We start from the raw sequence: 20,924 nt of genomic DNA on the forward strand, positions 1-20,924 counted from the left end.
ACTCCGGGCGCGCACGCTATCGCCACGCCCGTTGGTACCTTTAGCACCCTATGTCAGTACTACCCGGTTTCGCTCATGCCTCTTGGAGGCGGTACTCCCGGGCGCCGCCCCTCGGTCTCGATAATGCGGGCGGCGAGGTTTACGTCTTTCGAGGCTCTGTTCCGGCTGGCTTTTGGCCGGGCCCTCTGGTCCTGTATTTTGTGTCTCCGGAAGCCGGGTTACCGATGCTTTCCGGTTGCCAGTGCGGTCGCTGGCATCTGTCGACAGAGCGGGACGTAACTGATTGAGTCTTTATTCAAGCGCTGCGGGCTTCAGCCCGTCTTACCTTCGCATAATTACCCGCCGGTGGCGGGACCTTTTGGCCAGCGAGGTGCTCCAAAATCTTGTCAGGGGAGCGACCTGGCCGGCAGAGTTTTGTTGATGACGTGCTGTTGGCACGCACCGGCCGATTGGCGGTATTTTCTCTGGAGCGATGCCTGTGGCTACATCAAAGTGCCGCACATCGCCGAAAACCAGCCCAATTCAGGCCGGCCGAATATAGCACGGGGTCGGGAATGCTTCAATTGGGTGGCTGCTGCCGGTATCATTCGCCGATGCGAAGTAAACACCCCTCCGCCCGAGCCCCCAAAGCCGGCGAACCCACCACCCGCCCAGATGCAGCCACCTCCGGCGTTCAGTTCCTGACCGTTCCCGAAGAGCTGGCCGGCCAGCGGATCGACAATTTCCTGCAGGCGCGACTCAAAGGCGTGCCGCGCTCGCGCATCTACCGGATCCTCCGCAAGGGCGAGGTGCGGGTGAACAAGGGCCGCATCAAGGCGGAATACAAGCTGCAGGCCGGGGATGTTGTGCGCGTACCCCCAGTTCGCACAGCAGAGCAGGCTCCTGCCCCGGTGGTGGGAGACCAGCTGCGCCAGCTGGTGGAAGAATCCATACTCTATGATGAGGCTGGACTGCTGGTGATCAACAAGCCAGCGGGGCTCGCGGTACATGGTGGCAGCGGCGTGAGGCTTGGGCTCATCGAGGTGCTGCGGCAGATGTTCCCGGCCAGTCCGTTTATTGAGCTGGTGCACCGCCTCGACAGGGATACCAGCGGGGCAATTATGGTGGCTCGCAAGCGTGCCGTGTTGAAGCATGTGCAGGCGGAGCTGAGGGCGGGGCGCATGGAAAAGTCCTATCTGGCGCTGGCGGCGGGGAAGTGGCCGCGGGGGCGTAAGGTGGTTGAGGCGCCGCTGAAGAAGAATACGCTGAAAAGTGGTGAGCGCATGGTTTCAGTGCACCCGGAAGGGAAGCCCAGTGAAACCCGTTTTCAGGTTCTGGAGCGTTTCGCCGGGGCCACACTGCTGGCGGCTGAGCCCGTTACCGGGCGTACTCACCAGATCCGTGTGCATGCGCAATTTGTGGGTTGCCCGCTCGCCGGGGATGCAAAATACACCTCGGACGAGGTTAACCGGGCTTTCCGGGGTGTGGGCCTGAAGCGCCTGTTTCTTCATTCTGCGGTCGTGGGCTGCACCCTTCCCGGAGGGCAGAAAGTCAGGGTCGAGGCGCCGCTTTCGGCGGAGCTGGAGTCCGTGGTATCGGCGCTGCGCGCAGGTGGCGATGTCCGCACCTCCGGGTGACAAGGGCGCTGGGCGGCCATTGTGGTGAGCTTGTGGTGAACTGGGAAAGCACGATAGGGCGAACTGGATGTTGGTAATTCTGGACTGGGACGGCACTGTCTGTAATTCGGAGGCTCGCATTGTTGCCTGCATGCAGCGGGCTGCAGATCGAGCTGGGCTGCCGGTGCTGCACCCGGAAGTGGTGGGCAATATCATTGGCCTTGGGCTGCCCGAGGCGGTCAGCACCCTGTTCCCCGAGGCGTCCATGGAGCAGCGGGAGCAGATGCGTCAGTTTTACGCCGACGAATGGATGGCCGCGCGGAGCGACCCGCTTCCTCTATTCGATGGGGTGCTGGACACCCTGGACAGGTTGCAGAGCGATGGGCATCGGCTTGCGGTTGCGACAGGCAAGAGTCGGCGGGGACTCAATCGAGAGTTCGAGGACCACGGGTTGGGGGCGCTGTTTGAGGCCAGTCGCTGTGCCGATGAAACCGCATCCAAGCCGCACCCCCGCATGCTGCGGGAGCTTCTGCAGGAAACCGGCATTCCGGTGCAGGAAGCGGTGATGGTGGGGGACACGGTATACGACCTGCAGATGGCCGGCGCCCTGGATATGGCCTCCATTGGTGTCAGTTACGGTGTGCATCACCCTGAGCGGCTGCAGGCCTGCGGGCCCCGTGCCATTATCGATCACTTTTCAGAACTGTTGAGCTGGCCGCCGCTGGTGCCCTGACGCCCCGCGCATCCTGTTGGCGGCTCAATGAGTATCGAGGGGGTTGAGGCCAAATTCAGTCAGCAGGGTGACCAGTCGAATTAATGGAAGGCCAATCAGGGAGTTGTAGTCAGAACCTTCCATTTTTTCGAAAAGAGCGATGCCCAATCCTTCCACTTTGAATGAGCCTGCGCAGTCGAAGGGCTGTTCGCGCTCCAGATAGTTGAGAATCTGCTGTTCTGGCAGATCTCGAAAGTAAACGGTGAATTTCTCGACTTCCGTGTGCTGCCTGCCGCTGGTGGTATCCAGCACGCTGATCCCGGTATGGAAATTCACCTTCCTGCCGCTGCATGCCTGGAGCTGCCTGATGGCGTTCTCCAGGTTCCCCGGCTTGCCCTGGGGGCGACCGTCGAGCTCGGCAACCTGGTCGGAGCCTATGATAAGGGCGTCCGGAAAGCGGGCGCCCAGGGCTGTGGCTTTTTCTGCTGCCAGGCGCCGGGCAAGTGCCTCGGCTCCCTCACCGGGCAATGCTTCTTCCTTTATATGTGGGGCAGCACACTGGAACGGCAGGCCGAGCTGTTCCAGCAGCTGCCGGCGGTAAGGTGAGCTGGAAGCTAGAATCATGGAGCGGGGCATGGTTTTCTCCTGTGTTGGCCGCCCAGATGGCGCCGTGTGGCGGTCAATGTAGCGGCGGTTGAATTGTTTTGACAAGGGTATGGCGAGTCCATAGAATTGCGCGCTTGTGTCGATACCCCCAGTGTTCGCGCTGCGCTCAAAGGTGCCGCCGGCCGCTCAGAGGGGCCCTTGCCGCAGGTGTTCAGGGAGGCTCTGAGAATGGCTGGAAGTACAAAGCAGCAGGCGTCCGCCGCGATCCCCAGGATCGTGGATGCGCGCAAACTGGTACAGCGGGATCAGGAGCTCTCTGGCATCGTGCCTGTCGACGGCCTGGAAAGGCTGCGTTCGACGGTAGAGTCAGTTGACGGAGACGTGCATGCGGAGCTGGTTTTTGGTCGCGACCTGAACCGGCATATGGTGGTCGAGGGCAAGGTAAGCTGTGACGTGCAGCTGCTCTGTCAGCGCTGCCTGCAACCAATGCCTGAGTCCGTCGAGGCGAAAGTGCACTGGGGAATAGTTTGGTCTGAGGAGCAGGGCAAGTTACTGCCCAAGGACCTGGACCCTGTGATTCAGGAGGGCGATGAGCTCAACCTGTATCAGGTCCTCGAAGATGAGATTTTGCTCAACCTGCCCATGGTGGCCTATCACGAAGAGGAGTGTGTCCCCCGGGACAAGTTCCAGTTCGGAGATGAGCCCCAGGGGGAGGAAGAGCAGCGGGAAAACCCCTTTAAAGTGCTGGAACAGTTGAAGGGTTCGTCGGATAAATCCTAGTGGTTGCCGACGGGTTGGGCTCGCCGGTAGGCGCCCCGGTTCCAGTGTAATTTGGTTATTTTAGGAGCAAGCCATGGCTGTTCAGCAAAACAAAAAGACTCGTTCCCGTCGCGGTATGCGTCGTTCCCACGATGCTCTGGGCGCAGGTGCGACTCTGTCCGTCGATCCGACCACCGGCGAAAAGCATCGTCGTCACCACGTGACCAAAGACGGTTTTTACCGTGGTCGCAAGGTGATCGATGTCGGCGGCTCTGAAGAAGAGTAAAGTTTGTCCAGCCAATTACGATTGGCCGTGGATGCGATGGGCGGGGACTTAGGTCCCCGCTCTGTCGTTCCGGCCTGCATAAGATTTCTTCAGCGATTCCCTGAGGCGGCGCTGAAGCTCTACGGTCCCTCATCTCAGCTTCAGGACCTTCTCCAAGAATTCCATTTCTCCTCTATAGCCGACCGGCTGGAAGTTGTGCCCTGCGAGCAGGTCGTAACCCAGCAGTGCAACCCCGTGCATGCTCTCCGCAGAAAACGCGACTCCTCTATGGCGTGCGCGCTCCAGGCGGTTGCCAGTGAAGAGGCCGATGCCATGGTGACCTCGGGCAATACCGGGGCACTTCTGGCGCTCAGCCGTAGCCTTCTGGGCACGATTGAGGGTGTGCGGCGCCCCGCGCTGGGCAAGTCTCTGCCGGCGGAATCCGGTTCCTGCTTTCTTCTCGACCTGGGCGCAAATATCGACTGCTCTGCTGAAGACCTCGTCCAGTTCGCGCGAATGGGTATCGAGGCGCAGAAAGTCCATACCGGCAAACGCCAGCTGAGGGTCGCTCTGCTGAATATCGGCGCTGAGGCGCACAAGGGCACAGAAGAGATTCGGCGCGCCGCTGAGCTCTTCGAGTCGGAGCCCGGCATCGACTACTTCGGTTTCGTCGAGGGCCACGATATTTTTACCGGTGTGGCGGATGTCGTCGTCTGTGACGGTTTGATGGGCAATGTAGCCATGAAATCCGCAGAGGGTGTCATCAGACTCATGGGTCAAAAGGCGTTCACCATCGAGCGCAAGAGTCTATTCAAGCGGTTTTTTGGCCAATTGGCCATAAAACTGTTGCGAAAATGGCGTACACAGGTAGAACCCGCCCGCTATAATGGCGCCAGCTTTTTGGGGGTCAGAGGTAACGTGATCAAGAGCCACGGGGGCGCCAGTAGTGAGGCGTTTTTCCGGGCACTGATTACCGCCAAAGAGGTTGCCGAGGCAGATCTGGCCAGTCGACTGAGTCGGGCCCTCGCAACCTGACTCGGTAGAGACCCCGTTTCGCCAACCAGGTTAAAGGATGTTCCATGACCAGTGAACGGCTCGCCTTCGTTTTTCCTGGCCAGGGTTCGCAGCAGATCGGCATGCTCGCGGATGCGGCCAAAGAATTCCCCGAAGTCCCGGCGACATTTTCCGAAGCCTCAGAGGCCCTCGGGTATGACCTCTGGGATCTGTGCCAGAACGGTCAGCAGGCAGATATCAATCTCACTGAGCGGACCCAACCACTTCTCCTGACGGCAAGTGTCGCGCTCTATCGCGCCTGGGTTGCGCGGGGCGGCATATCTCCGGCCCGCATGGCCGGTCATAGCCTGGGCGAGTGGTCTGCACTGGTTTGCTCCGGTGTGCTCGCATTCCCGGATGCCGTGCGCCTGGTCCGTGAGCGCGGCCGCCTGATGCAGGAAGCTGTGCCTGCGGGTGAGGGAGCCATGGCGGCTGTAATCGGTCTCGAAGATGCTGCGGTGGAGGCGGCCTGCGCCGAATCCGCTCAGGGTGAAGTCGTTGCTGCGGTGAACTATAACTCGCATGGCCAGGTGGTTATTGCCGGCAGCAGTGCCGCGGTTTCCCGTGCCATCGAGGCCTGTAAGGCTGCCGGTGCAAAGCGGGCCATGCCGCTGCCGGTGAGTGCGCCGTTTCACACGGAACTGATGCGTCCAGCGGCTGAAAAGCTCGCGCCACAAATTGATGCGATAGAGTTCCGGTCCCCAGAGGTCCCCGTCGTGCACAATGTGCACGCCAAAACAGAATCTGATCCGGCCGCCATCAAGCAATTGATGGTCGAGCAGATCTATAGTCCCGTCCGATGGACTGCGTGCGTACAGGCAATGGCGGGCGAAGGGATCAATACGCTGATTGAATGTGGTCCCGGCAAGGTGCTTGCCGGCCTGGCAAAGCGCATCGATCGCCAGATCACTGCTCACAACATCGAATCACCGGCTCAGCTGCAGGAAGCGCTGCAGGCGACCGCAGACTAATCCCGCCAGTGCGGGACGGGAGTAACAATGACAATCACAACCTCTTTGAAAGACCGGGTGGCACTTGTCACCGGTGCCAGCCGCGGCATTGGTGCTGCAATTGCTGACATGCTCGGAGAGCAGGGTGCCACAGTGATCGGTACCTCCACCAGTGAGGCTGGAGCGGACAAGATCAGCCAGCGTTTTGCTGACAAGGGTATTACCGGCACTGGCCGCGTACTGGATGTAACCAGTGCTGACAGCGTGGCCAGCTTGCTCGAAGGTATAAAAGCTGAGTTTGGTGCGCCGACGATCCTCGTCAATAATGCCGGTATCACCAAGGACAACCTGCTCATGCGGATGAAAGACGACGAGTGGGCCTCCGTCCTGGAGACGAACCTGACAGCGGTTTACCGCGTGAGCAAAGCCTGCCTTCGGGATATGACCAAGGCGCGCTGGGGCCGTATTATCAACATCAGCTCGGTCGTGGGCAGCATGGGTAATGCCGGCCAGAGTAACTACGCTGCTACCAAAGCGGGCGTGGCCGGCTTCGGCCGCTCACTGGCTGCTGAGGTGGGCTCGCGGGGAATCACTGTAAATACAGTGGCGCCTGGTTTCATTGATACCGATATGACCAAGGTTCTCCCGGAGGCGCAGCGAGAGGCGCTGATGGGTAAGATTCCACTGGGGCGTCTCGGCGCTCCCGAAGAGATTGCCTCTGTTGTCGCTTTTTTGGCCAGTGAGGCTGGCGGCTATGTGACTGGTGAGACCATTCACGTAAATGGTGGCATGTATATGGCTTGAGGCTGCCTTTAAAAAGGTGTCTTAAGTCATTGATTGGTAACGAGTTTGTAGAGTTGCAGATGGCCGTGTGAGGCGATGCATTACATCCCGAAAAAATCAGGGTACAATGCCGCCTCGCATTATCCGGAAGCTGTGTTAGCCGGTCGTTTACTTTTTTGTTAAAAACAGTAAGAAAGCAGTAGCGACCAAAACAGATTTTTATCCACTAGGAGTTAAATTGAATCATGAGCAGCATTGAAGAGCGCGTAAAAAAGATCGTTGCTGAACAGCTGGGCGTTAAGGAAGAAGACGTAAAACCTGAAGCCTCATTTGTTGAAGATCTGGGCGCTGACTCCCTCGACACAGTTGAGTTGGTAATGGCTCTCGAGGAGGAATTCGAAACCGAAATTCCCGATGAAGAAGCTGAAAAGATTACAACTGTCCAGCTGGCTATCGATTACATCAAGGAAAACCTTGGTTAATCCCCGCTGGGAAGTTTAGGTTGCGGGCCGACACATCGTGCCCGAGACCGCGTGTACTGCGAAAGCCGTCCTATGTTGCATAGAACGGCTTTCGTTTTATTGGCGCCAAGGAAAAGTGACTGCACTATGGCGCAAGGTCCGGCCATGCCGGGGCTAGGTGGTGTGGTCCATAGTAGATATTCGGGGGAAGACGAGTGTCGCGTAGAAGAGTAGTGGTTACCGGAATGGGAATGGTGAGCCCGCTGGGCAACACCGTGGAAGATACCTGGTCCGGAATCCTCGCAGGCACCAGCGGTGCCGCGCCGATCGAAACTTTTGATGTTTCTGCTTTTTCCACCCGCTTTGCGGCCACGGTAAAAGACTTTGATCCCACGCCTTACATGGCGGCGAAAGAAGCGCGCAAAATGGATGTGTTTCTGCAGTTTGGCATGGTGGCAGCCATTCAGGCCGTGGAGAATAGTGCGCTGGAGGTCAACGATGAGAATGCGCCCCGTATCGGTGCCTGTATCGGCTCGGGTATGGGCGGGATTGCTGAGATCGAAAAAAACGCGATGCTAATCGCGGAAAAGGGGCCCCGTCGGGTTTCTCCTTTCTTCGTTCCCGGAGCCATCATCAACATGGTCGCTGGAAATATCTCGATCAAGTATGGAATGAAGGGGCCGAATCTTTCGACCACCACCGCCTGCACAACGGGCACCCATGCCGTTGGCCTGGGCCTCCGTGCCATTCAGTACGGCGATGCCGATGTGATGGTGTGTGGTGGCGCGGAGATGGTGACGACCCCCGTCGGGCTGGGCGGCTTTTGCGCTGCGCGCGCCCTGTCTACCCGCAATGACGATCCCCAGACGGCCAGTCGTCCCTGGGACAGGGATCGGGATGGTTTCGTCCTCGGCGAGGGTGCAGGCGTACTGGTGCTGGAAGAATACGAGCACGCCCGGGCTCGGGGTGCCACGATCCTTGCTGAGCTGTCCGGATTCGGCATGAGTGGTGATGCCCACCACATGACATCCCCTCCCGAAGATGGGGCCGGTGCTGCTCTGTCGATGCGGAACGCCCTCAACGATGCCGGACTGGAGCCGGGCAATGTCCAGTACATCAATGCCCATGGCACGTCGACCCCCCTCGGCGACAAGGCGGAAATCCAGGCGGTGCGCTCTGTCTTTGGTGATAACGTGGATGGGCTCGCTGTGAGCTCCACCAAATCCATGACCGGCCACCTGCTGGGGGCGGCTGGTGCCATTGAAGCGATCTTTTCGGTACTGGCCATTCGCGATCAGGTGGCGCCGCCTACCATCAATCTGGAGAACCCGGACGAGACGTGTGGCGGAGTCAACCTGGTGCCGGGTGAGGCCCAGGAAATGGCGATTGATGCGGTGCTGTCGAACTCATTCGGGTTTGGTGGCACCAATGGGTCGCTGATCTTCAAGCGCATTTGATGCGCGGTGCCCGCCACCCCCGGCGGGCGCCTGTAAACGGCATATCCACATGGATTTCCCGCTGTTGTTTATCGGCGGCCAGATCGCCGAGTCTCTCCCTGCTGACAAACAGATTGAATGCGGCTTGCTGGAGACGATGCGCGGGACTACCGGTAAAGTCCCGTTATGGCCCTACCACCGTGCCCGGCTGGAACGCAGTGGTCGGGTAGGGGGCCCTTTACTGGACCTGATAGAGACCTTTCTTGGCCGCTGCATTACGTCGCTACCTGATAGGGAGCTTCGCCTGCGCCTCCGTGTGGGGTCCCTGCACGGGGCTGCCTACTGGGATCTTCGCATCGAACCAATATCCGCTCCTGCGGGTCTAGATAGGGGCGTGACCCTGCACCTTTGCCAAACGCGGCTCCCCCGCGTGGAAACTGCCAACCCGGGCTGCAAAGAACTGGCCCGCTCGCGATATAATCGCGCCATGCAGGAATTGCCCAGTAGTGACCTGCTTCACGACGGATTGCTGCTGGACGAGCAGGGTTGCCTGGTGGAGACACTGCGCTGCAACCTGCTGCTCTGGCACGGGGGGCAGTGGTTTACTCCAGATCTGTCTCATTGCGGCGTGCGGGGCGTCATGCGGGACTGGCTGAGCGAGCGGGTCCCGATCGTCGAGACAGCCCTCGGCCTGGAGAACCTCGCAGAGGCTGAGGAAGTGGCGGTCTGTAACAGCGTTCGCGCTGTGCTGCCGGTGCGAGCACTGGCCGGCAGCAACAGCTGGCAACCGGGGCCGCACACACATCGTTTACAGAATTTGGTGACTGAAGAACTGTGGTAGACAAGAAAAAACCGAAGGTCAAAAAGCGGAACTGGCAATTTCTGCTCGGGGGCGTGCTGCTGTTGGTTATTGCTTCCGGGGTGGCTTTCCTGGGCGTTCAGAAGAGCCTGGTCCGGCCACTGGCCCTGGAAGAGGGCGGGTTGCGTTTCCAGGTGGAGACCGGCAGCAACCTGTCCCGGGTTCTCAGGGATCTGCAGGAAGAGGGTGTGGTGAGGTGGCCCCGCCTGGTCTTGTTATATGCCTACTGGCGCGAGCAAACCGCCATCCACGCGGGTGAGTACCTGTTGCCGAAGGGCACCAATGCCATGGATCTGGTCGGGCGCCTGCACCGCGGAGATGTCACTCGCTATCGACTGACGCTGGTGGAGGGCTGGACGGCGCGCCAGGCACTGGAACAGATTCGGGCCGGTCGTAACATCGTAAAGACTGATGATGGCAAGTCGGCGGAAAGCGCCGCTGAGGCGCTCGGGCTCGAGGCCCCCAGTCTAGAGGGCTGGATATTCCCCGATACCTATATTTACCGCTCCGGTACCACGGATATCGAGTTACTGAAGCAGGCGCATGAGCGGATGCGTCTGGTCCTGCAGGAGGAGTGGCAACAGCGCAGCGACCCACTGCCATTCGATACCCCGGAGGAGGCACTGATTCTCGCCTCCCTGATCGAGAAGGAGACCGGGCAGCCGTCCGAGCGGGATGAGATTGCCGGTGTTTTTGTGCGCAGGCTGCAGCGCGGTATGCGCCTGCAGACAGACCCCACGGTGATCTATGGCCTCGGCGAGGAATTTGACGGGGACTTGCGCCGCTCCCACCTGCGGCAGCCGACTCCTTACAACACCTATGTGATCAAGGGATTGCCGCCGACACCGATTGCGCTTCCAGGGCGCGAGGCGATCAGGGCGGCACTCAACCCCAAGGATGGCGACAGTCTCTTTTTTGTCGCAAAGGGGAATGGTTATCACCATTTCTCGGCCACGCTGGACGAGCACAATCGCGCGGTCCGGGAATATCAGTTGAAGCGCCGTGCCGATTACCGCTCCAGCCCCGAGAGAGAGAAGTGATTATGCAGCACGGAAAGTTCATTACGCTCGAGGGCGGTGAAGGCGTTGGGAAGTCCACCAACCTGCGTTTCATTACCGACTGGATGCGCTCCAGGGATATCGAGTTTATCCAGACCCGCGAGCCTGGTGGCACCCCACTGGCAGAGCAGTTGAGAACATTGCTGCTGGAAAAGCGCGAGGAGTCTGTAGACCCCACCGCCGAGCTACTGATGGTGTTTGCTGCCAGGGCGCAGCATCTGGCGGAGGTGATTCGCCCGGCCCTCGCCCGGGGTGCGTGGGTGATCTGCGATCGCTTCACCGACGCCACCTACGCCTACCAGGGCGGGGGCCGCAGCCTGGACCTGAGCCTGATTGCCCAGCTCGAGGAAACGGTACAGGGCGAGCTCAGGCCAGACCGGATCCTTCTTTTGGACCTGGACCCGGAGACCGGGCTGGCTCGCGCTGCAACCACCGGAGCGGCGGATCGTTTCGAGAGCGAAAAGCTCGATTTCTTCCACAAAGTACGCAATGCCTATCTGGCGCGCGCGGCAGCAGCTCCCGCACGCTACGCGGTAGTGGATGCCGCGCGGCCTCTAAACGAGGTGCAGCAGCAGTTGGCTGCAGAGCTGGAGAGCCTGCTCTAACGGCTTATCCCAGGCCATTGCGCTATTCGCTCCCTAATTACCCCAGAAGGAAAAAGAAAGCCTGTGTCCCAAGCAGCTCCATTGAATGCTCCGATCCCGTCGCCGCTACCCTGGCAGCGGGACGCCTGGTCACGCCTGGGCACACAGTGGCAGGCGGGGCGCTGCCCCCACGCACTGCTTCTCAGCGGCCAGCCGGGGCTGGGCAAGCGTCGGTTCGCAGAGGCTTTCACGGCCATGGTGCTGTGTGAGTCTCCGCAACAGGGGCTCGCCTGTGGAGATTGCCGTGGCTGCAAGCTGTGGCGGGCGGGATCCCATCCCGACTTCCTGCGGGTTGAGCCCGAGAAAGAGGGAGGACCGCTCAAAGTTGAGCAGATCCGTCAGCTGGGCGGGTTCGTTGGCCGCACCAGCGCCAGGGAGGGGGCCAGGGTGGTCTGGCTGGCGCCCGCAGAGGCGATGAACGTCAACGCGGCCAACGCGCTGTTGAAGAATCTTGAAGAACCAGCCTCCTCGGTCATCTTCCTTTTGATCAGTGATGCCCCGTCCGGGCTGCTTCCCACCATCCGCAGTCGATGCCAGACAGTGCCATTCCCTGCGCCTGGCGAAGAGTCGGCCCTGCAGTGGTTGAGAGATAGCGGGCTTGAGGGTCGCGCCGCACGCAGCGCCCTCGCCGTGGCGGGAGGGGCACCTCTCAGGGCCCTGGCCCTGGCAGAGCCGGAGTCGCTGGAATTGCGGGAGCAGTTTCTGGCCGATTTGGCAGAACTCGCCCGCGGCGCCAGCTCCCCGGTTGTACTGGCCGGACGCTGGGAGTCTCCGGGGGAGGGGTGTGATCTGTCGGAACTCCTGTTGTTCTGGCAGCAGTGGCTGGTTCAGCTGCTCAGGGCCCGCAGTAGCGACAGCGGCGTGGATGAGCAGGTGGGTGTTTTCCTCCAGCGCCTGCCCGGTGCCGGCCGTGAGGGGCTGCGACCGCTGTTCGTGTTCTACGACCAGTTACTGCAGGCGCGGCAGGCACTTTCCAGCGGAGCCAACCCTAACCGTCGCCTGCTAATCGAGGAACTGTTGATTCGCTGGTCGCGCCTGTACGCCTGATTGCGCCTCCGACCGGAGGCCATCATCTGGACACGGCGGACCGGCTCAGATAAGTTAGCGGCAATAACGAACAACGAGGTCTGGCCATGAAAGGCATGGGGGGCGGTGCCCGCAACGGCATCCTATCGCTGAAGATTCAAGACAAGTCAGTGCTCTACGCGGCCTATATGCCGTTCGTCAAAAACGGTGGCCTTTTCATCAGCACTGATAAGGCCTATAACCTCGGTGACGAGGTTTTCCTGCTGCTCAGCCTGATGGATGAGCCGGAAAAGGTGCCGGTAGCGGGAAAAGTGGTCTGGATTACCCCAGCGGGCGCCCAGGGTAACCGCACTCCGGGGATTGGAGTGCAATTCAGTGATAAGGACAATACCGCGCAGGGCAAGATCGAGACCTACCTGGCCGGTTCTCTCGAGTCGAGTCGCCCCACACACACGCTGTAATTCTCTCCGCAAATCGAGGTAACCAAGTGACTTCTGAACCCAGCCAATCGCAAGCTGACGACAAATCGACAGCGGGCGACCAGGGCCCGCTGCTGGTGGATTCTCACTGTCACCTGGATCGGTTGAAGCTTGATCAGTTCGATGGCGACCTGAACGCAGCCCTGGAGCTGGCCAGGAGCCGCGGGGTCAGCAAGTTCCTGTGCGTTGGTATCAGCCTGGACAATGTCGAGCGCGTAGTGTCCATCGCTGCGGAGCACCCCGATGTCGTCTGCTCGGTCGGTGTGCATCCCCTGGATGTGGATTCCGGCCTGGCCGATGTAGAAAAGCTGCTGGAGCTCGCGCAGAAGCCCGGCGTGGTCGCGTTGGGGGAAACCGGCCTCGATTATTATTACAGCACCGAGACCCGGGAGATCCAGCAGCACAGCTTTACCGCGCACCTCCAGGCTGCGGGCAGGGCGGGGTTACCGGTTATCGTCCATACGCGGGACGCCCGTGAAGACACCATCGACCTGATTCGGGAGCATGGCAGCCCTGAGCATGCCGGTGTGTTGCATTGCTTTACTGAAAGCTGGGAAATGGCCAGGGCGGCCCTCGACCTCAATTACTATATCTCGCTGTCGGGCATCGTGACGTTCAAAAATGCCGCTGAGCTCCGGGACGTTGCCCGCAAGATCCCTCTGGATCGACTGCTGGTAGAGACTGATTCCCCCTATCTGGCACCGGTTCCCTATCGCGGAAAGCCAAACATTCCGGCCTACGTGCGCGAGGTTGCCGAATTTATCGCCGAGCTTCGTGGCATTCCTTATGCAGAGCTCGCCGAGATCACCACAGAAAACTTTTATCGACTTTTCCCGCGCGCGGCTTGATGCGCTCACAGGGGTTCCCATGAAGAAACAACAATTGCAGGTAATGCTGCGCCTGCAGGACGAAATCAATTCCGTCGTCAACACAGAGTGGCGCGGCCAGAACTTTCCCTGGTATCGGGCGATCTGGGTGGAGAGCGCTGAGCTTCTCGACCATTACGGCTGGAAGTGGTGGAAGAAACAGAGTCCGGAGATGGACCAGGTAAAGCTGGAGCTGGTGGATATCTGGCACTTCGGCCTCAGCCTGGAACTTCAGCACGGTGCACCGGAGGTCGTTGCCGAGCGCATGTTGGGCGAGCTGGAAGCGACAACAGCGAGAGCCGGGGATTTCCGTGAACACCTGGAAGCTTTCACCCTGAACACGTTGGCGAGCCGTAGCTTTGACCTGGTGGGCTTTGCACAACTGATGGCGGATGTGGAGCTGGATTTTGCAGAGCTTTACCGTCGTTATGTCGGCAAGAATGTTCTGAATCGCTTCCGCCAGGATAACGGTTACAAGGACGGCAGCTATGTAAAGACCTGGCAGGGGCGTGAGGACAACGAACACCTGGCGGAGCTGGCTGGTTCACTCGATACTGCCGCGGCGGATTACGGCGAACAACTCTATCTGGCGTTGGAGTCCCGCTATCAGTCGACCGCTGTCGCCTGACCAACAATCAGCTTGCGCTTCCCGGCCCACTCTACGACTTTGGTCTAGGAGCGCGAGACGCGAGATGAAATTTGGCCGCAAGTCTCTATAATGCGGGCCGCTCACAAACGAGGGAGAACCAAAGTGAAAGCACCTGTACGAGTTGCTGTTACCGGCGCCGCCGGCCAGATCAGCTATTCTCTGCTGTTTCGAATTGCGTCCGGTGAGATGCTGGGCAAGGATCAACCGGTAATCCTGCAGCTGCTGGAGATCACTCCGGCGCTGGAAGCCCTGAAGGGCGTGGCTATGGAGCTGGAAGACTGTGCCTTCCCGCTGCTTGCCGGTATCGTCCAGAGTGATGACGCCAACGTCGCGTTTAAGGACGCAGACTACGCGCTGCTCGTCGGTGCACGTCCCCGTGGCCCGGGTATGGAGCGTAAGGACCTGCTGGAAGCCAATGCGGCGATCTTCTCCGCGCAGGGCAAGGCGCTGAACGATGTCGCTTCCCGCGATGTAAAGGTCCTGGTGGTTGGCAACCCGGCCAATACCAATGCACTGATCGCACAGCGCAACGCGCCGGACCTGGATCCGCGCAACTTTACCGCGATGACCCGTCTCGACCACAACCGCGCACTCTCGCAGCTCGCGGGCAAGACCGACTCCACCGTCAATGACATTACCCACATGACCATCTGGGGTAACCACTCTTCAACCCAGTACCCTGACCTGCATCAGGTCAAGGTTGGCGGTGAGGCTGCCATGGACAAGGTGGAGCAGGATTGGTACGAGAACGACTTCATTCCTACCGTGCAGCAGCGCGGTGCGGCCATCATCAAGGCCCGTGGGGCGTCCTCTGCAGCATCCGCTGCTAACGCCGCCATCGACCATATGCGTGACTGGGCGCTCGGCACTGCCGACGGCGACTGGACCAGCATGGCCGTGTACAGCGATGGCTCCTACGGCATCCAGGAAGGTCTGATCTACTCCTTCCCCTGCACCTGCAAGGGCGGTGACTGGACTATCGTCCAGGGCGTGGACATCAATGACTTCTCCCGCGAGAAGATGACCGCGACTGAACAGGAGCTGGCTGACGAGCGCGATGCGGTAGCCCACCTGCTGCCATAAGCATTCAAAGCTCTCCGAAAAAGACCCGCGGATTCCGCGGGTTTTTTTTGCCCTGAATTTGAGGGTCTGACGCTGGCAACGATGGGCTTCTGCCCGGTCGCCGCAAAACAGGCCTGTCTGGCAGTCGCAGGGCGAGAGCGCCTTGTCAGGGTGATTGACGGGTCGGTCGGGTGGCAGGGGAGAACTGGGGATAAATCTCCATCGCTGGCGGCATTTTTAACTAGCGCCTGGCCTGTCTACACTGAAAGGACCATTCCATCGGGTCCTGTCGTTATGGTTACCGAAGTTGGCCGCGTGTCACGAAAGAATGCCTGCATCCTGTTAGCCCCCAACCAGTCCCTGTCCCTGTCCGGTAATCTGTGGGTGTTTGTGTCACTGGTGGCCGTCTCCCTTGGCATCAGTCTCGCCTTTGCCCTTGCCGGAGCCTGGATGATTCTGCCTTTTGCCGGCCTTGAAGTAATCTTGCTCGGTGCGCTGTTTGCCTATGTTTACATGGAGGGAACGCGCCGGGAGGTCATCCGTATCAGCGGCGAGCGCGTAGTGCTGGACTGTTGCCGCGGAAGCCGCCAGGAAAGCTTCTACCACCGGGAGTTCGCCCGCGACAGCCTGTCTGTATTGGTCCGGATGGGAAGCAGTGCCACTGAGCCCGCTTCGGTCAGTTTTTCGGGCCCGGAGGGTTGCCTCGAAATCGGGGAGTTTCTCACTGATGGTGAGCGTGCAGCACTGGTGCAGAAATTGAGCGACTGCGGCATTTTTGCGCGGCGCGAATCCCGCTACCGCGTTCAGGACTTCTAGGTTTTAAGACCTCCGGGTATAAGGCCGCGGGGAGTGGCCGGACTTCGCTATAATGCCGCGCTGCATCCAGAGCACGACAATCATTGCCCGGTTAACATCCGGCATGGCAGTTTCATTTTTGATAGGGGGTATCCATGGCATTTCCGAAAATCGGTAATCTCGCTCCGGCCTTTACGCTGACAAACCAGGATGGCGAAAAAGTCGCCCTGAAAGACTTCCGGGGTAGCAAAAACGTGGTGCTGTATTTTTATCCGAAGGCGCTTACCCCGGGGTGTACCACCCAGGCCTGCGGGATTCGGGACACAGCCAGCGAGTTCTCTGACCTGGACACCGTAGTGCTCGGCGTGAGCCCGGACCCCGAGGCCAAGCTGCAGAAGTTTATCGAGAAGCACGAACTGAACTTCGACCTCTTGTCGGACGAGGATCACAAGATTGCCGACAAGTATGGCTGCTGGGGCCTGAAGAAATTCATGGGCAAGGAGTACATGGGGCTGATCCGCACCACTTTCATCATCGACAAGGGCGGTCGCCTCCAGCATGTCATGGCCAAGGTCAAGACGAAGACCCACCACGATGACGTGCTGAACTGGATCCGCGAGAACCTGTCCTGAGGCGGATTTTTCTCATCTGCGGCCCGCCCGGGCCGCTCCTTCTTAATCTACCGCGGTCTTTTGGCGCAAAACTCCCTCTCCTGACAAAAGCCAAAAAAAATTGCTGTCGCTCCTTGCATTCTCAAATCTTGGTCTATACTCGGTGTTGTGAAGGAAAGGTGCGCCGATGCAGAGTTGTATCCTACGGGACGTGTTCGGCGTGGTTTGTTCGAAAACTGTACAGCTCTGTAGCAATGATTCTTTGTCGGTTCTCGGTGTATCCCGGCACCCGGGTAGTAGCCCGCTCTAACAAGAAGTAATCGGGGCAGGTTGAGGAATAGGGGTTCGCAGGAAGCGGACACAGAATAACAACTGCGGCTCACGGAACTTGAAAGGAGCAGCTCATGAACCAGATTCAGCCAGACCAGGACTCCCTCTCGGAAGACAAGCCTCTCCAGCAGGCGAGATTGTCAGGGGACCCCAACATTCTCGATCAATTGCTTGCGCCACCGGAAGCTACCAGCTTCGGTATCGCCGCGCGAGTGATTGACGTACTGGAGCAACGGATCGGCAAGGCCTCACTGGCGATTCGTCCGGTGGCGTCAGACCTCAGTATGTCCACGCGAACCCTGCAGCGCCGGCTGCAAGAGCATAACCTGAGCTTTGCGTCCCTGCGGGACCATGTGCGCTTCCGTCACGCGGTGCATTTCCTCAAGGACACTGCACTCAGCGTTGACGGTATCTCGCGCATCCTGGACTTCTCAGACCGCACCAGCTTTACCAGTGCATTCAAGCGCTGGACAGGCATGTCGCCCACCGGCTACCGCCGTCAGGTGCGTCAGCGCTTTTAAGCTGATCGGGGCCGGTCCTGCTGTTCGCCGGCCCCGTAGATTGCCTACGCTCCGCAAACCCGTTAGAGTTGGCTCAATTTTATTGGCTGACTCTTTGAGGTTTTGCATGAGCTTTTTCATTCCCGCCGCAGTAGCACAGGAAGCCGCGCCGGCCCCGCAGGGTAACCCCATGGTTACGCTGATCATGTTTGCCGGTCTGTTTGCTTTCATGTGGTTTTTTATCATTCGCCCCCAGCGCAAGCGCCAGAAGGAGCACCAGGAATTGGTCAGCGCGCTCAAGAAGGGCGATGAGGTAGTGATGACCAGCGGAATGTTGGGCCGTATCGAAAAAGTCGACGACGATTACATCGTGCTGGAAGTCGCCGACAATACCCAGCTGCGTTTCCAGAAGGTGGCGGTGCACGCAATCCTTCCCAAGGGAACCATAAAGAAGATCTGATCCAGATCAGAGCGACCGGCCTGCCCGGAAGCTGCGAAACCCGGCGAAAGCCGGGTTTTTTGTTTGGGAAGGAATCAAATAGTGGCTGCAAAAGCATAGGGATTGAACATGCCAATCGAATACCCTCCACGAATTTCCCTGGCGAGACTGCCGACCCCGCTACAGCCCCTCGACAGGCTGACCGAAAAATACTCAGCCCCTCATGGCGGCCCCAGGCTGTGGGTGAAGCGGGATGACCTCACCGAGTCAGGCATGTCCGGCAACAAATTACGCAAGCTGGAGTTCATCGCCGGTGCCGCCCGAGACCGCGGTTGCGACACTTTGATCACCTGCGGCGGTATTCAGTCAAACCACTGTCGCACCACGGCACTGGTGGGCGCCAGACTGGGCATGCGAGTACAACTGATTCTGCGCGGTGAGCACAGCGGGGCTGCAGACGGTAATCTGCTGGTGGACCAGTTGGCAGGTGCCTCCTGCGGTTTCTATCCCCCGAGGGAATACTTCTCGAGGCAGGCAGAGCTCTTCGAGTACTGGCGCGATTTTTACGAGCATCGAGGCCACAGGGCTTTGTGCATACCCACCGGCGCCAGTGATGGGCTAGGTATCTGGGGGTATATCGCCGGTGCCGAGGAGTTGCTCGAAGACTGTCGTGCTCTGGGTTTCGAGCCGGATCAGATCATCTGTGCGACCGGTAGCGGCGGGACGCAGGCCGGGCTCACCCTCGGGTGTCACCTGCTTGGGGCCCGGTCCCGGGTAACGGGATTTGCTGTGTGCGACAGCGCCGAGTATTTCCAGCAGAAGGTGCGGGAAGACGTTTCCGAATGGAAAGCAGGGCGAGAGGATGCCACTGACCCGGGAAAACTGGATGTAACAGTGAATGCGGACTATATCGGGCCGGGCTATGCCATCGCGGATGAAGCGGTATACCGGACAATCGCCGAAGTCGCCAACCTTGAGGGATTGTTGCTGGATCCGGTGTATACCGGTAAGGCCTTCCACGGCCTGCTGCAAGAGTTGCACGGCGGCCGGTACCAGCATTGCGAAAACCTGGTATTCGTGCACACGGGCGGGCACTTCGGGCTGTTTCCGCACCGGGAGCACTTCGGATTTCTACAGTGAGTCTATGCCTCACTGTTATAAAGAACGGTAAACTGCTAATCTGCGCGGCAAAATTGACAGATTTTTCTGTGCACAAAACAAGCAAAATGAATAAGAGTAGTGGGGGTCAGCTTGGAATCCTTTAATAATATCCTCTTGTCCCTGGATGGGATGCTTGGCTCAGCGCCATGGTTTCCCTATGTGCTACTGGGTGTAGGCTTTTTCTTCACCCTGTATCTGGGCTTCCCGCAGCTGCGGTACTTCGGCCATGCGATCAAGATCCTACAGGGCAAGTACGACAAACCCGGTGATCCCGGTGATACCTCCCACTTCCAGGCACTGTCCACCGCACTTTCGGGCACTGTCGGTACCGGTAATATTGGTGGCGTTGGCCTGGCAATCTTTCTCGGGGGACCGGCTGCGCTCTTCTGGATGTGGGTGACAGCCTTCCTCGGCATGACCACCAAATTCGTGGAAGTGACACTCTCCCACAAATACCGTATCAAGGCCGCTGACGGTTACTATGCGGGTGGCCCCATGTTTTATATGGAGCGCAGGCTGAACATGAAGTGGTTGGCCATCCTGTTTGCCATCGCCACTGTGATCAGCTCTTTCGGCACCGGCAGCCTGCCACAGGTGAACAATATCGCCCAGGCGATGCACGATACGTTCGGTCTCAACAAGGCGCTCACCGGCGGGGTGCTGGCCGTGTTGCTCGGTATGGTGATCATTGGCGGCATTACCCGCATTGCCAAGGTCACCTCCACCATTGTGCCGGTCATGGCGGTGCTCTATATCATCGGGGCACTGGCGGTCATCATTTATAACTACCAGAATATTGTACCTTCGTTCCTTGCCGTATTCCGCGATGCCTTCAATGGCTCTGCTGCGGTGGGCGGCTTCCTTGGTGCCAGTTTCGCCTATGCCTTCAACCGAGGGGTAAACCGGGGTCTGTTCTCCAACGAAGCAGGGCAGGGCTCAGCCCCGATTGCGCACGCCTCGGCCCGGGCAGATGAGCCGGTCTCGGAGGGCATGGTCTCCCTGCTGGAACCGTTCATCGACACCATCATCATCTGTACTCTCACTGGTCTGGTGATCCTCTCTTCCGGTGTCTGGACTGAAAAGCACATGAACCGGTTCGAGCGCGCGGACATGATCGCGGTAGCCGGCACTTATACCGATGAAAATAAGGAGCATGTCCAGGACCTGTTCCACTTCCTGAGTAATGGCGAGAGCAAGGTGGAGGCGTTCAGTGGCTCCGTGGTGGTTGCCGACGGACGCGCCTTGAACGAGGGGGAATTCACCCTGATCAACGCCCGCTCCATTGCCGAGGACGTGGAGTACCGCGTGGCGGATGACAGTTTCAGTGGTGTGTTGACCGTTATCGATGGCCGCTTCGTCAACGAGAATGTAGAGATCTGGGGTAACTCCCTAGTGCACTCTGTGGCGCTGACCAATGTTGCCTTCCAGCGCGGCTTCTTCGGCGAGTATGGCAGCCTGATCGTGACCCTGGGCATCCTGTTGTTTGCCTTCTCCACTGCCATTGCCTGGTCCTACTATGGCGACCGTTCAATGATCTACCTGTTCGGGCCAAAGGCTGTAATGCCGTACCGACTGGTTTACGTGCTGGCCTTTTTCTGGGCGGCGATCGAGGACACCACCATTATCTGGAACCTGTCCGCGGTTGCGATCGTGATCATGACGCTACCGAACCTTTTCGGTATCACCATCCTGGCGCGGGAAATGAAGGACACAGTAAAGGATTACTGGAAAGATCCTAGTCACAAGTAGAGTGCGCGGGCCGGAGGTTGTTCTCCGGCCCGGTGTCCCGGTCGTGTCAGTCAGGCAGTGACACCGCGACCCGGCA

Annotated in this window: 24 protein-coding genes; 23 read left to right on the forward strand and 1 reads right to left on the reverse strand. The window is 59.3% G+C overall.

The window, feature by feature from the left end:
• Positions 1-593 precede the first annotated feature (593 nt).
• Both rluC and AWR36_RS03255 read left to right on the forward strand, forming a co-directional pair.
• Positions 594-1,616, forward strand: coding sequence for a 23S rRNA pseudouridine(955/2504/2580) synthase RluC (rluC, locus tag AWR36_RS03250; protein ID WP_082679353.1), 1,023 nt, complete (start codon positions 594-596; stop codon positions 1,614-1,616).
• Positions 1,617-1,683: 67 nt separating this feature from the next.
• The gene (locus tag AWR36_RS03255) at positions 1,684-2,328 is read left to right on the forward strand and encodes an HAD-IA family hydrolase (protein ID WP_067080842.1); all 645 of its coding nucleotides are present in this window, start codon (positions 1,684-1,686) and stop codon (positions 2,326-2,328) included.
• A 24-nt stretch (positions 2,329-2,352) separates the two neighbouring features.
• On the opposite strand, the gene AWR36_RS03260 is transcribed toward AWR36_RS03255, so the two are convergent.
• Positions 2,353-2,943: a Maf family protein gene (locus AWR36_RS03260; protein WP_067080846.1), complete on the reverse strand. Its 591-nt coding sequence runs from the start codon at positions 2,941-2,943 to the stop codon at positions 2,353-2,355.
• Positions 2,944-3,141: 198 nt separating this feature from the next.
• Here AWR36_RS03260 and AWR36_RS03265 point away from each other — a divergent pair, with 198 nt between their 5' ends.
• From AWR36_RS03265 to AWR36_RS03365, 21 genes are all read left to right on the forward strand, one after another.
• The gene (locus tag AWR36_RS03265) at positions 3,142-3,693 is read left to right on the forward strand and encodes a YceD family protein (protein WP_067080849.1); all 552 of its coding nucleotides are present in this window, start codon (positions 3,142-3,144) and stop codon (positions 3,691-3,693) included.
• Positions 3,694-3,766: 73 nt separating this feature from the next.
• Entirely contained in the window at positions 3,767-3,958 is a 192-nt protein-coding gene (rpmF, locus tag AWR36_RS03270) for a 50S ribosomal protein L32 (protein WP_067080852.1), read from the forward strand.
• 27 nt (positions 3,959-3,985) lie between these two features.
• Positions 3,986-4,972, forward strand: a complete 987-nt coding sequence (plsX, locus tag AWR36_RS03275) for a phosphate acyltransferase PlsX (protein ID WP_255353968.1) — start codon at positions 3,986-3,988, stop codon at positions 4,970-4,972.
• A 44-nt stretch (positions 4,973-5,016) separates the two neighbouring features.
• The gene (gene fabD, locus AWR36_RS03280; protein ID WP_067080856.1) at positions 5,017-5,961 is read left to right on the forward strand and encodes an ACP S-malonyltransferase; all 945 of its coding nucleotides are present in this window, start codon (positions 5,017-5,019) and stop codon (positions 5,959-5,961) included.
• Positions 5,962-5,988: 27 nt separating this feature from the next.
• Positions 5,989-6,744 (forward strand): 3-oxoacyl-ACP reductase FabG, encoded by a 756-nt coding sequence (gene fabG, locus AWR36_RS03285; RefSeq protein ID WP_067080859.1) that lies wholly within the window; start codon positions 5,989-5,991, stop codon positions 6,742-6,744.
• A 224-nt stretch (positions 6,745-6,968) separates the two neighbouring features.
• Positions 6,969-7,205, forward strand: coding sequence for an acyl carrier protein (acpP, locus tag AWR36_RS03290; RefSeq protein WP_067080870.1), 237 nt, complete (start codon positions 6,969-6,971; stop codon positions 7,203-7,205).
• A gap of 194 nt (positions 7,206-7,399) precedes the next feature.
• A complete protein-coding gene (gene fabF / locus AWR36_RS03295; protein WP_082679354.1) occupies positions 7,400-8,641 on the forward strand; it encodes a beta-ketoacyl-ACP synthase II in 1,242 nt (413 codons plus the stop codon).
• Positions 8,642-8,690: 49 nt separating this feature from the next.
• Positions 8,691-9,461: an aminotransferase class IV gene (locus AWR36_RS03300; RefSeq protein WP_082679355.1), complete on the forward strand. Its 771-nt coding sequence runs from the start codon at positions 8,691-8,693 to the stop codon at positions 9,459-9,461.
• Positions 9,455-10,519 (forward strand): endolytic transglycosylase MltG, encoded by a 1,065-nt coding sequence (mltG, locus tag AWR36_RS03305; RefSeq protein ID WP_231745226.1) that lies wholly within the window; start codon positions 9,455-9,457, stop codon positions 10,517-10,519. The genes AWR36_RS03300 and mltG overlap by 7 nt, the downstream gene beginning before the upstream one ends.
• Positions 10,520-10,521: 2 nt before the next feature.
• Entirely contained in the window at positions 10,522-11,142 is a 621-nt protein-coding gene (gene tmk / locus AWR36_RS03310) for a dTMP kinase (protein WP_067080880.1), read from the forward strand.
• A 63-nt stretch (positions 11,143-11,205) separates the two neighbouring features.
• Positions 11,206-12,228 carry a DNA polymerase III subunit delta' gene (locus AWR36_RS03315; RefSeq protein WP_067080883.1) on the forward strand — a complete coding sequence of 341 codons (1,023 nt, stop codon included), beginning with the start codon at positions 11,206-11,208 and terminating at the stop codon, positions 12,226-12,228.
• A gap of 86 nt (positions 12,229-12,314) precedes the next feature.
• A complete protein-coding gene (locus AWR36_RS03320; protein WP_067080886.1) occupies positions 12,315-12,668 on the forward strand; it encodes a PilZ domain-containing protein in 354 nt (117 codons plus the stop codon).
• Between the two features lie 89 nt (positions 12,669-12,757).
• On the forward strand, positions 12,758-13,534 hold the full coding sequence (locus AWR36_RS03325) for a TatD family hydrolase (protein ID WP_067081874.1): 777 nt from the start codon (positions 12,758-12,760) through the stop codon (positions 13,532-13,534).
• 19 nt (positions 13,535-13,553) lie between these two features.
• Complete coding sequence (locus AWR36_RS03330) at positions 13,554-14,180, forward strand: dUTP diphosphatase (protein ID WP_067080889.1); 627 nt, start codon at positions 13,554-13,556, stop codon at positions 14,178-14,180.
• Positions 14,181-14,303: 123 nt separating this feature from the next.
• A complete protein-coding gene (locus AWR36_RS03335) occupies positions 14,304-15,284 on the forward strand; it encodes a malate dehydrogenase (RefSeq protein WP_067080890.1) in 981 nt (326 codons plus the stop codon).
• Between the two features lie 294 nt (positions 15,285-15,578).
• Positions 15,579-16,079, forward strand: coding sequence for a DUF2244 domain-containing protein (locus tag AWR36_RS03340; protein ID WP_231745227.1), 501 nt, complete (start codon positions 15,579-15,581; stop codon positions 16,077-16,079).
• 134 nt (positions 16,080-16,213) lie between these two features.
• Entirely contained in the window at positions 16,214-16,690 is a 477-nt protein-coding gene (gene bcp, locus AWR36_RS03345) for a thioredoxin-dependent thiol peroxidase (RefSeq protein ID WP_067080897.1), read from the forward strand.
• A gap of 383 nt (positions 16,691-17,073) precedes the next feature.
• A complete protein-coding gene (locus tag AWR36_RS03350) occupies positions 17,074-17,520 on the forward strand; it encodes a helix-turn-helix domain-containing protein (protein WP_067080900.1) in 447 nt (148 codons plus the stop codon).
• Positions 17,521-17,626: 106 nt separating this feature from the next.
• A complete protein-coding gene (yajC, locus tag AWR36_RS03355) occupies positions 17,627-17,959 on the forward strand; it encodes a preprotein translocase subunit YajC (RefSeq protein ID WP_067080904.1) in 333 nt (110 codons plus the stop codon).
• Between the two features lie 108 nt (positions 17,960-18,067).
• Positions 18,068-19,078 (forward strand): D-cysteine desulfhydrase family protein, encoded by a 1,011-nt coding sequence (locus tag AWR36_RS03360; protein WP_067080907.1) that lies wholly within the window; start codon positions 18,068-18,070, stop codon positions 19,076-19,078.
• Positions 19,079-19,189: 111 nt separating this feature from the next.
• On the forward strand, positions 19,190-20,848 hold the full coding sequence (locus AWR36_RS03365) for an alanine/glycine:cation symporter family protein (RefSeq protein ID WP_231745228.1): 1,659 nt from the start codon (positions 19,190-19,192) through the stop codon (positions 20,846-20,848).
• Positions 20,849-20,924: the final 76 nt, after the last annotated feature.

Source organism: Microbulbifer flavimaris, from assembly GCF_001641755.2.
GTDB classification, from domain to species: Bacteria; Pseudomonadota; Gammaproteobacteria; order Pseudomonadales; family Cellvibrionaceae; genus Microbulbifer; species Microbulbifer flavimaris.

What these genes read in the sequence shown, in the direction of transcription:
- rluC (WP_082679353.1), top strand. Translation starts at nt 594, where the DNA reads ATGCGAAGTAAACACCCCTCCGCCCGAGCCCCCAAAGCCGGCGAACCC.
- AWR36_RS03255 (WP_067080842.1), top strand. Translation starts at nt 1,684, where the DNA reads ATGTTGGTAATTCTGGACTGGGACGGCACTGTCTGTAATTCGGAGGCT.
- AWR36_RS03260 (WP_067080846.1), bottom strand. Translation starts at nt 2,943, where the DNA reads ATGCCCCGCTCCATGATTCTAGCTTCCAGCTCACCTTACCGCCGGCAG.
- AWR36_RS03265 (WP_067080849.1), top strand. Translation starts at nt 3,142, where the DNA reads ATGGCTGGAAGTACAAAGCAGCAGGCGTCCGCCGCGATCCCCAGGATC.
- rpmF (WP_067080852.1), top strand. Translation starts at nt 3,767, where the DNA reads ATGGCTGTTCAGCAAAACAAAAAGACTCGTTCCCGTCGCGGTATGCGT.
- fabD (WP_067080856.1), top strand. Translation starts at nt 5,017, where the DNA reads ATGACCAGTGAACGGCTCGCCTTCGTTTTTCCTGGCCAGGGTTCGCAG.
- fabG (WP_067080859.1), top strand. Translation starts at nt 5,989, where the DNA reads ATGACAATCACAACCTCTTTGAAAGACCGGGTGGCACTTGTCACCGGT.
- acpP (WP_067080870.1), top strand. Translation starts at nt 6,969, where the DNA reads ATGAGCAGCATTGAAGAGCGCGTAAAAAAGATCGTTGCTGAACAGCTG.
- AWR36_RS03300 (WP_082679355.1), top strand. Translation starts at nt 8,691, where the DNA reads ATGGATTTCCCGCTGTTGTTTATCGGCGGCCAGATCGCCGAGTCTCTC.
- tmk (WP_067080880.1), top strand. Translation starts at nt 10,522, where the DNA reads ATGCAGCACGGAAAGTTCATTACGCTCGAGGGCGGTGAAGGCGTTGGG.
- AWR36_RS03320 (WP_067080886.1), top strand. Translation starts at nt 12,315, where the DNA reads ATGAAAGGCATGGGGGGCGGTGCCCGCAACGGCATCCTATCGCTGAAG.
- AWR36_RS03330 (WP_067080889.1), top strand. Translation starts at nt 13,554, where the DNA reads ATGAAGAAACAACAATTGCAGGTAATGCTGCGCCTGCAGGACGAAATC.
- bcp (WP_067080897.1), top strand. Translation starts at nt 16,214, where the DNA reads ATGGCATTTCCGAAAATCGGTAATCTCGCTCCGGCCTTTACGCTGACA.
- AWR36_RS03350 (WP_067080900.1), top strand. Translation starts at nt 17,074, where the DNA reads ATGAACCAGATTCAGCCAGACCAGGACTCCCTCTCGGAAGACAAGCCT.
- yajC (WP_067080904.1), top strand. Translation starts at nt 17,627, where the DNA reads ATGAGCTTTTTCATTCCCGCCGCAGTAGCACAGGAAGCCGCGCCGGCC.
- AWR36_RS03360 (WP_067080907.1), top strand. Translation starts at nt 18,068, where the DNA reads ATGCCAATCGAATACCCTCCACGAATTTCCCTGGCGAGACTGCCGACC.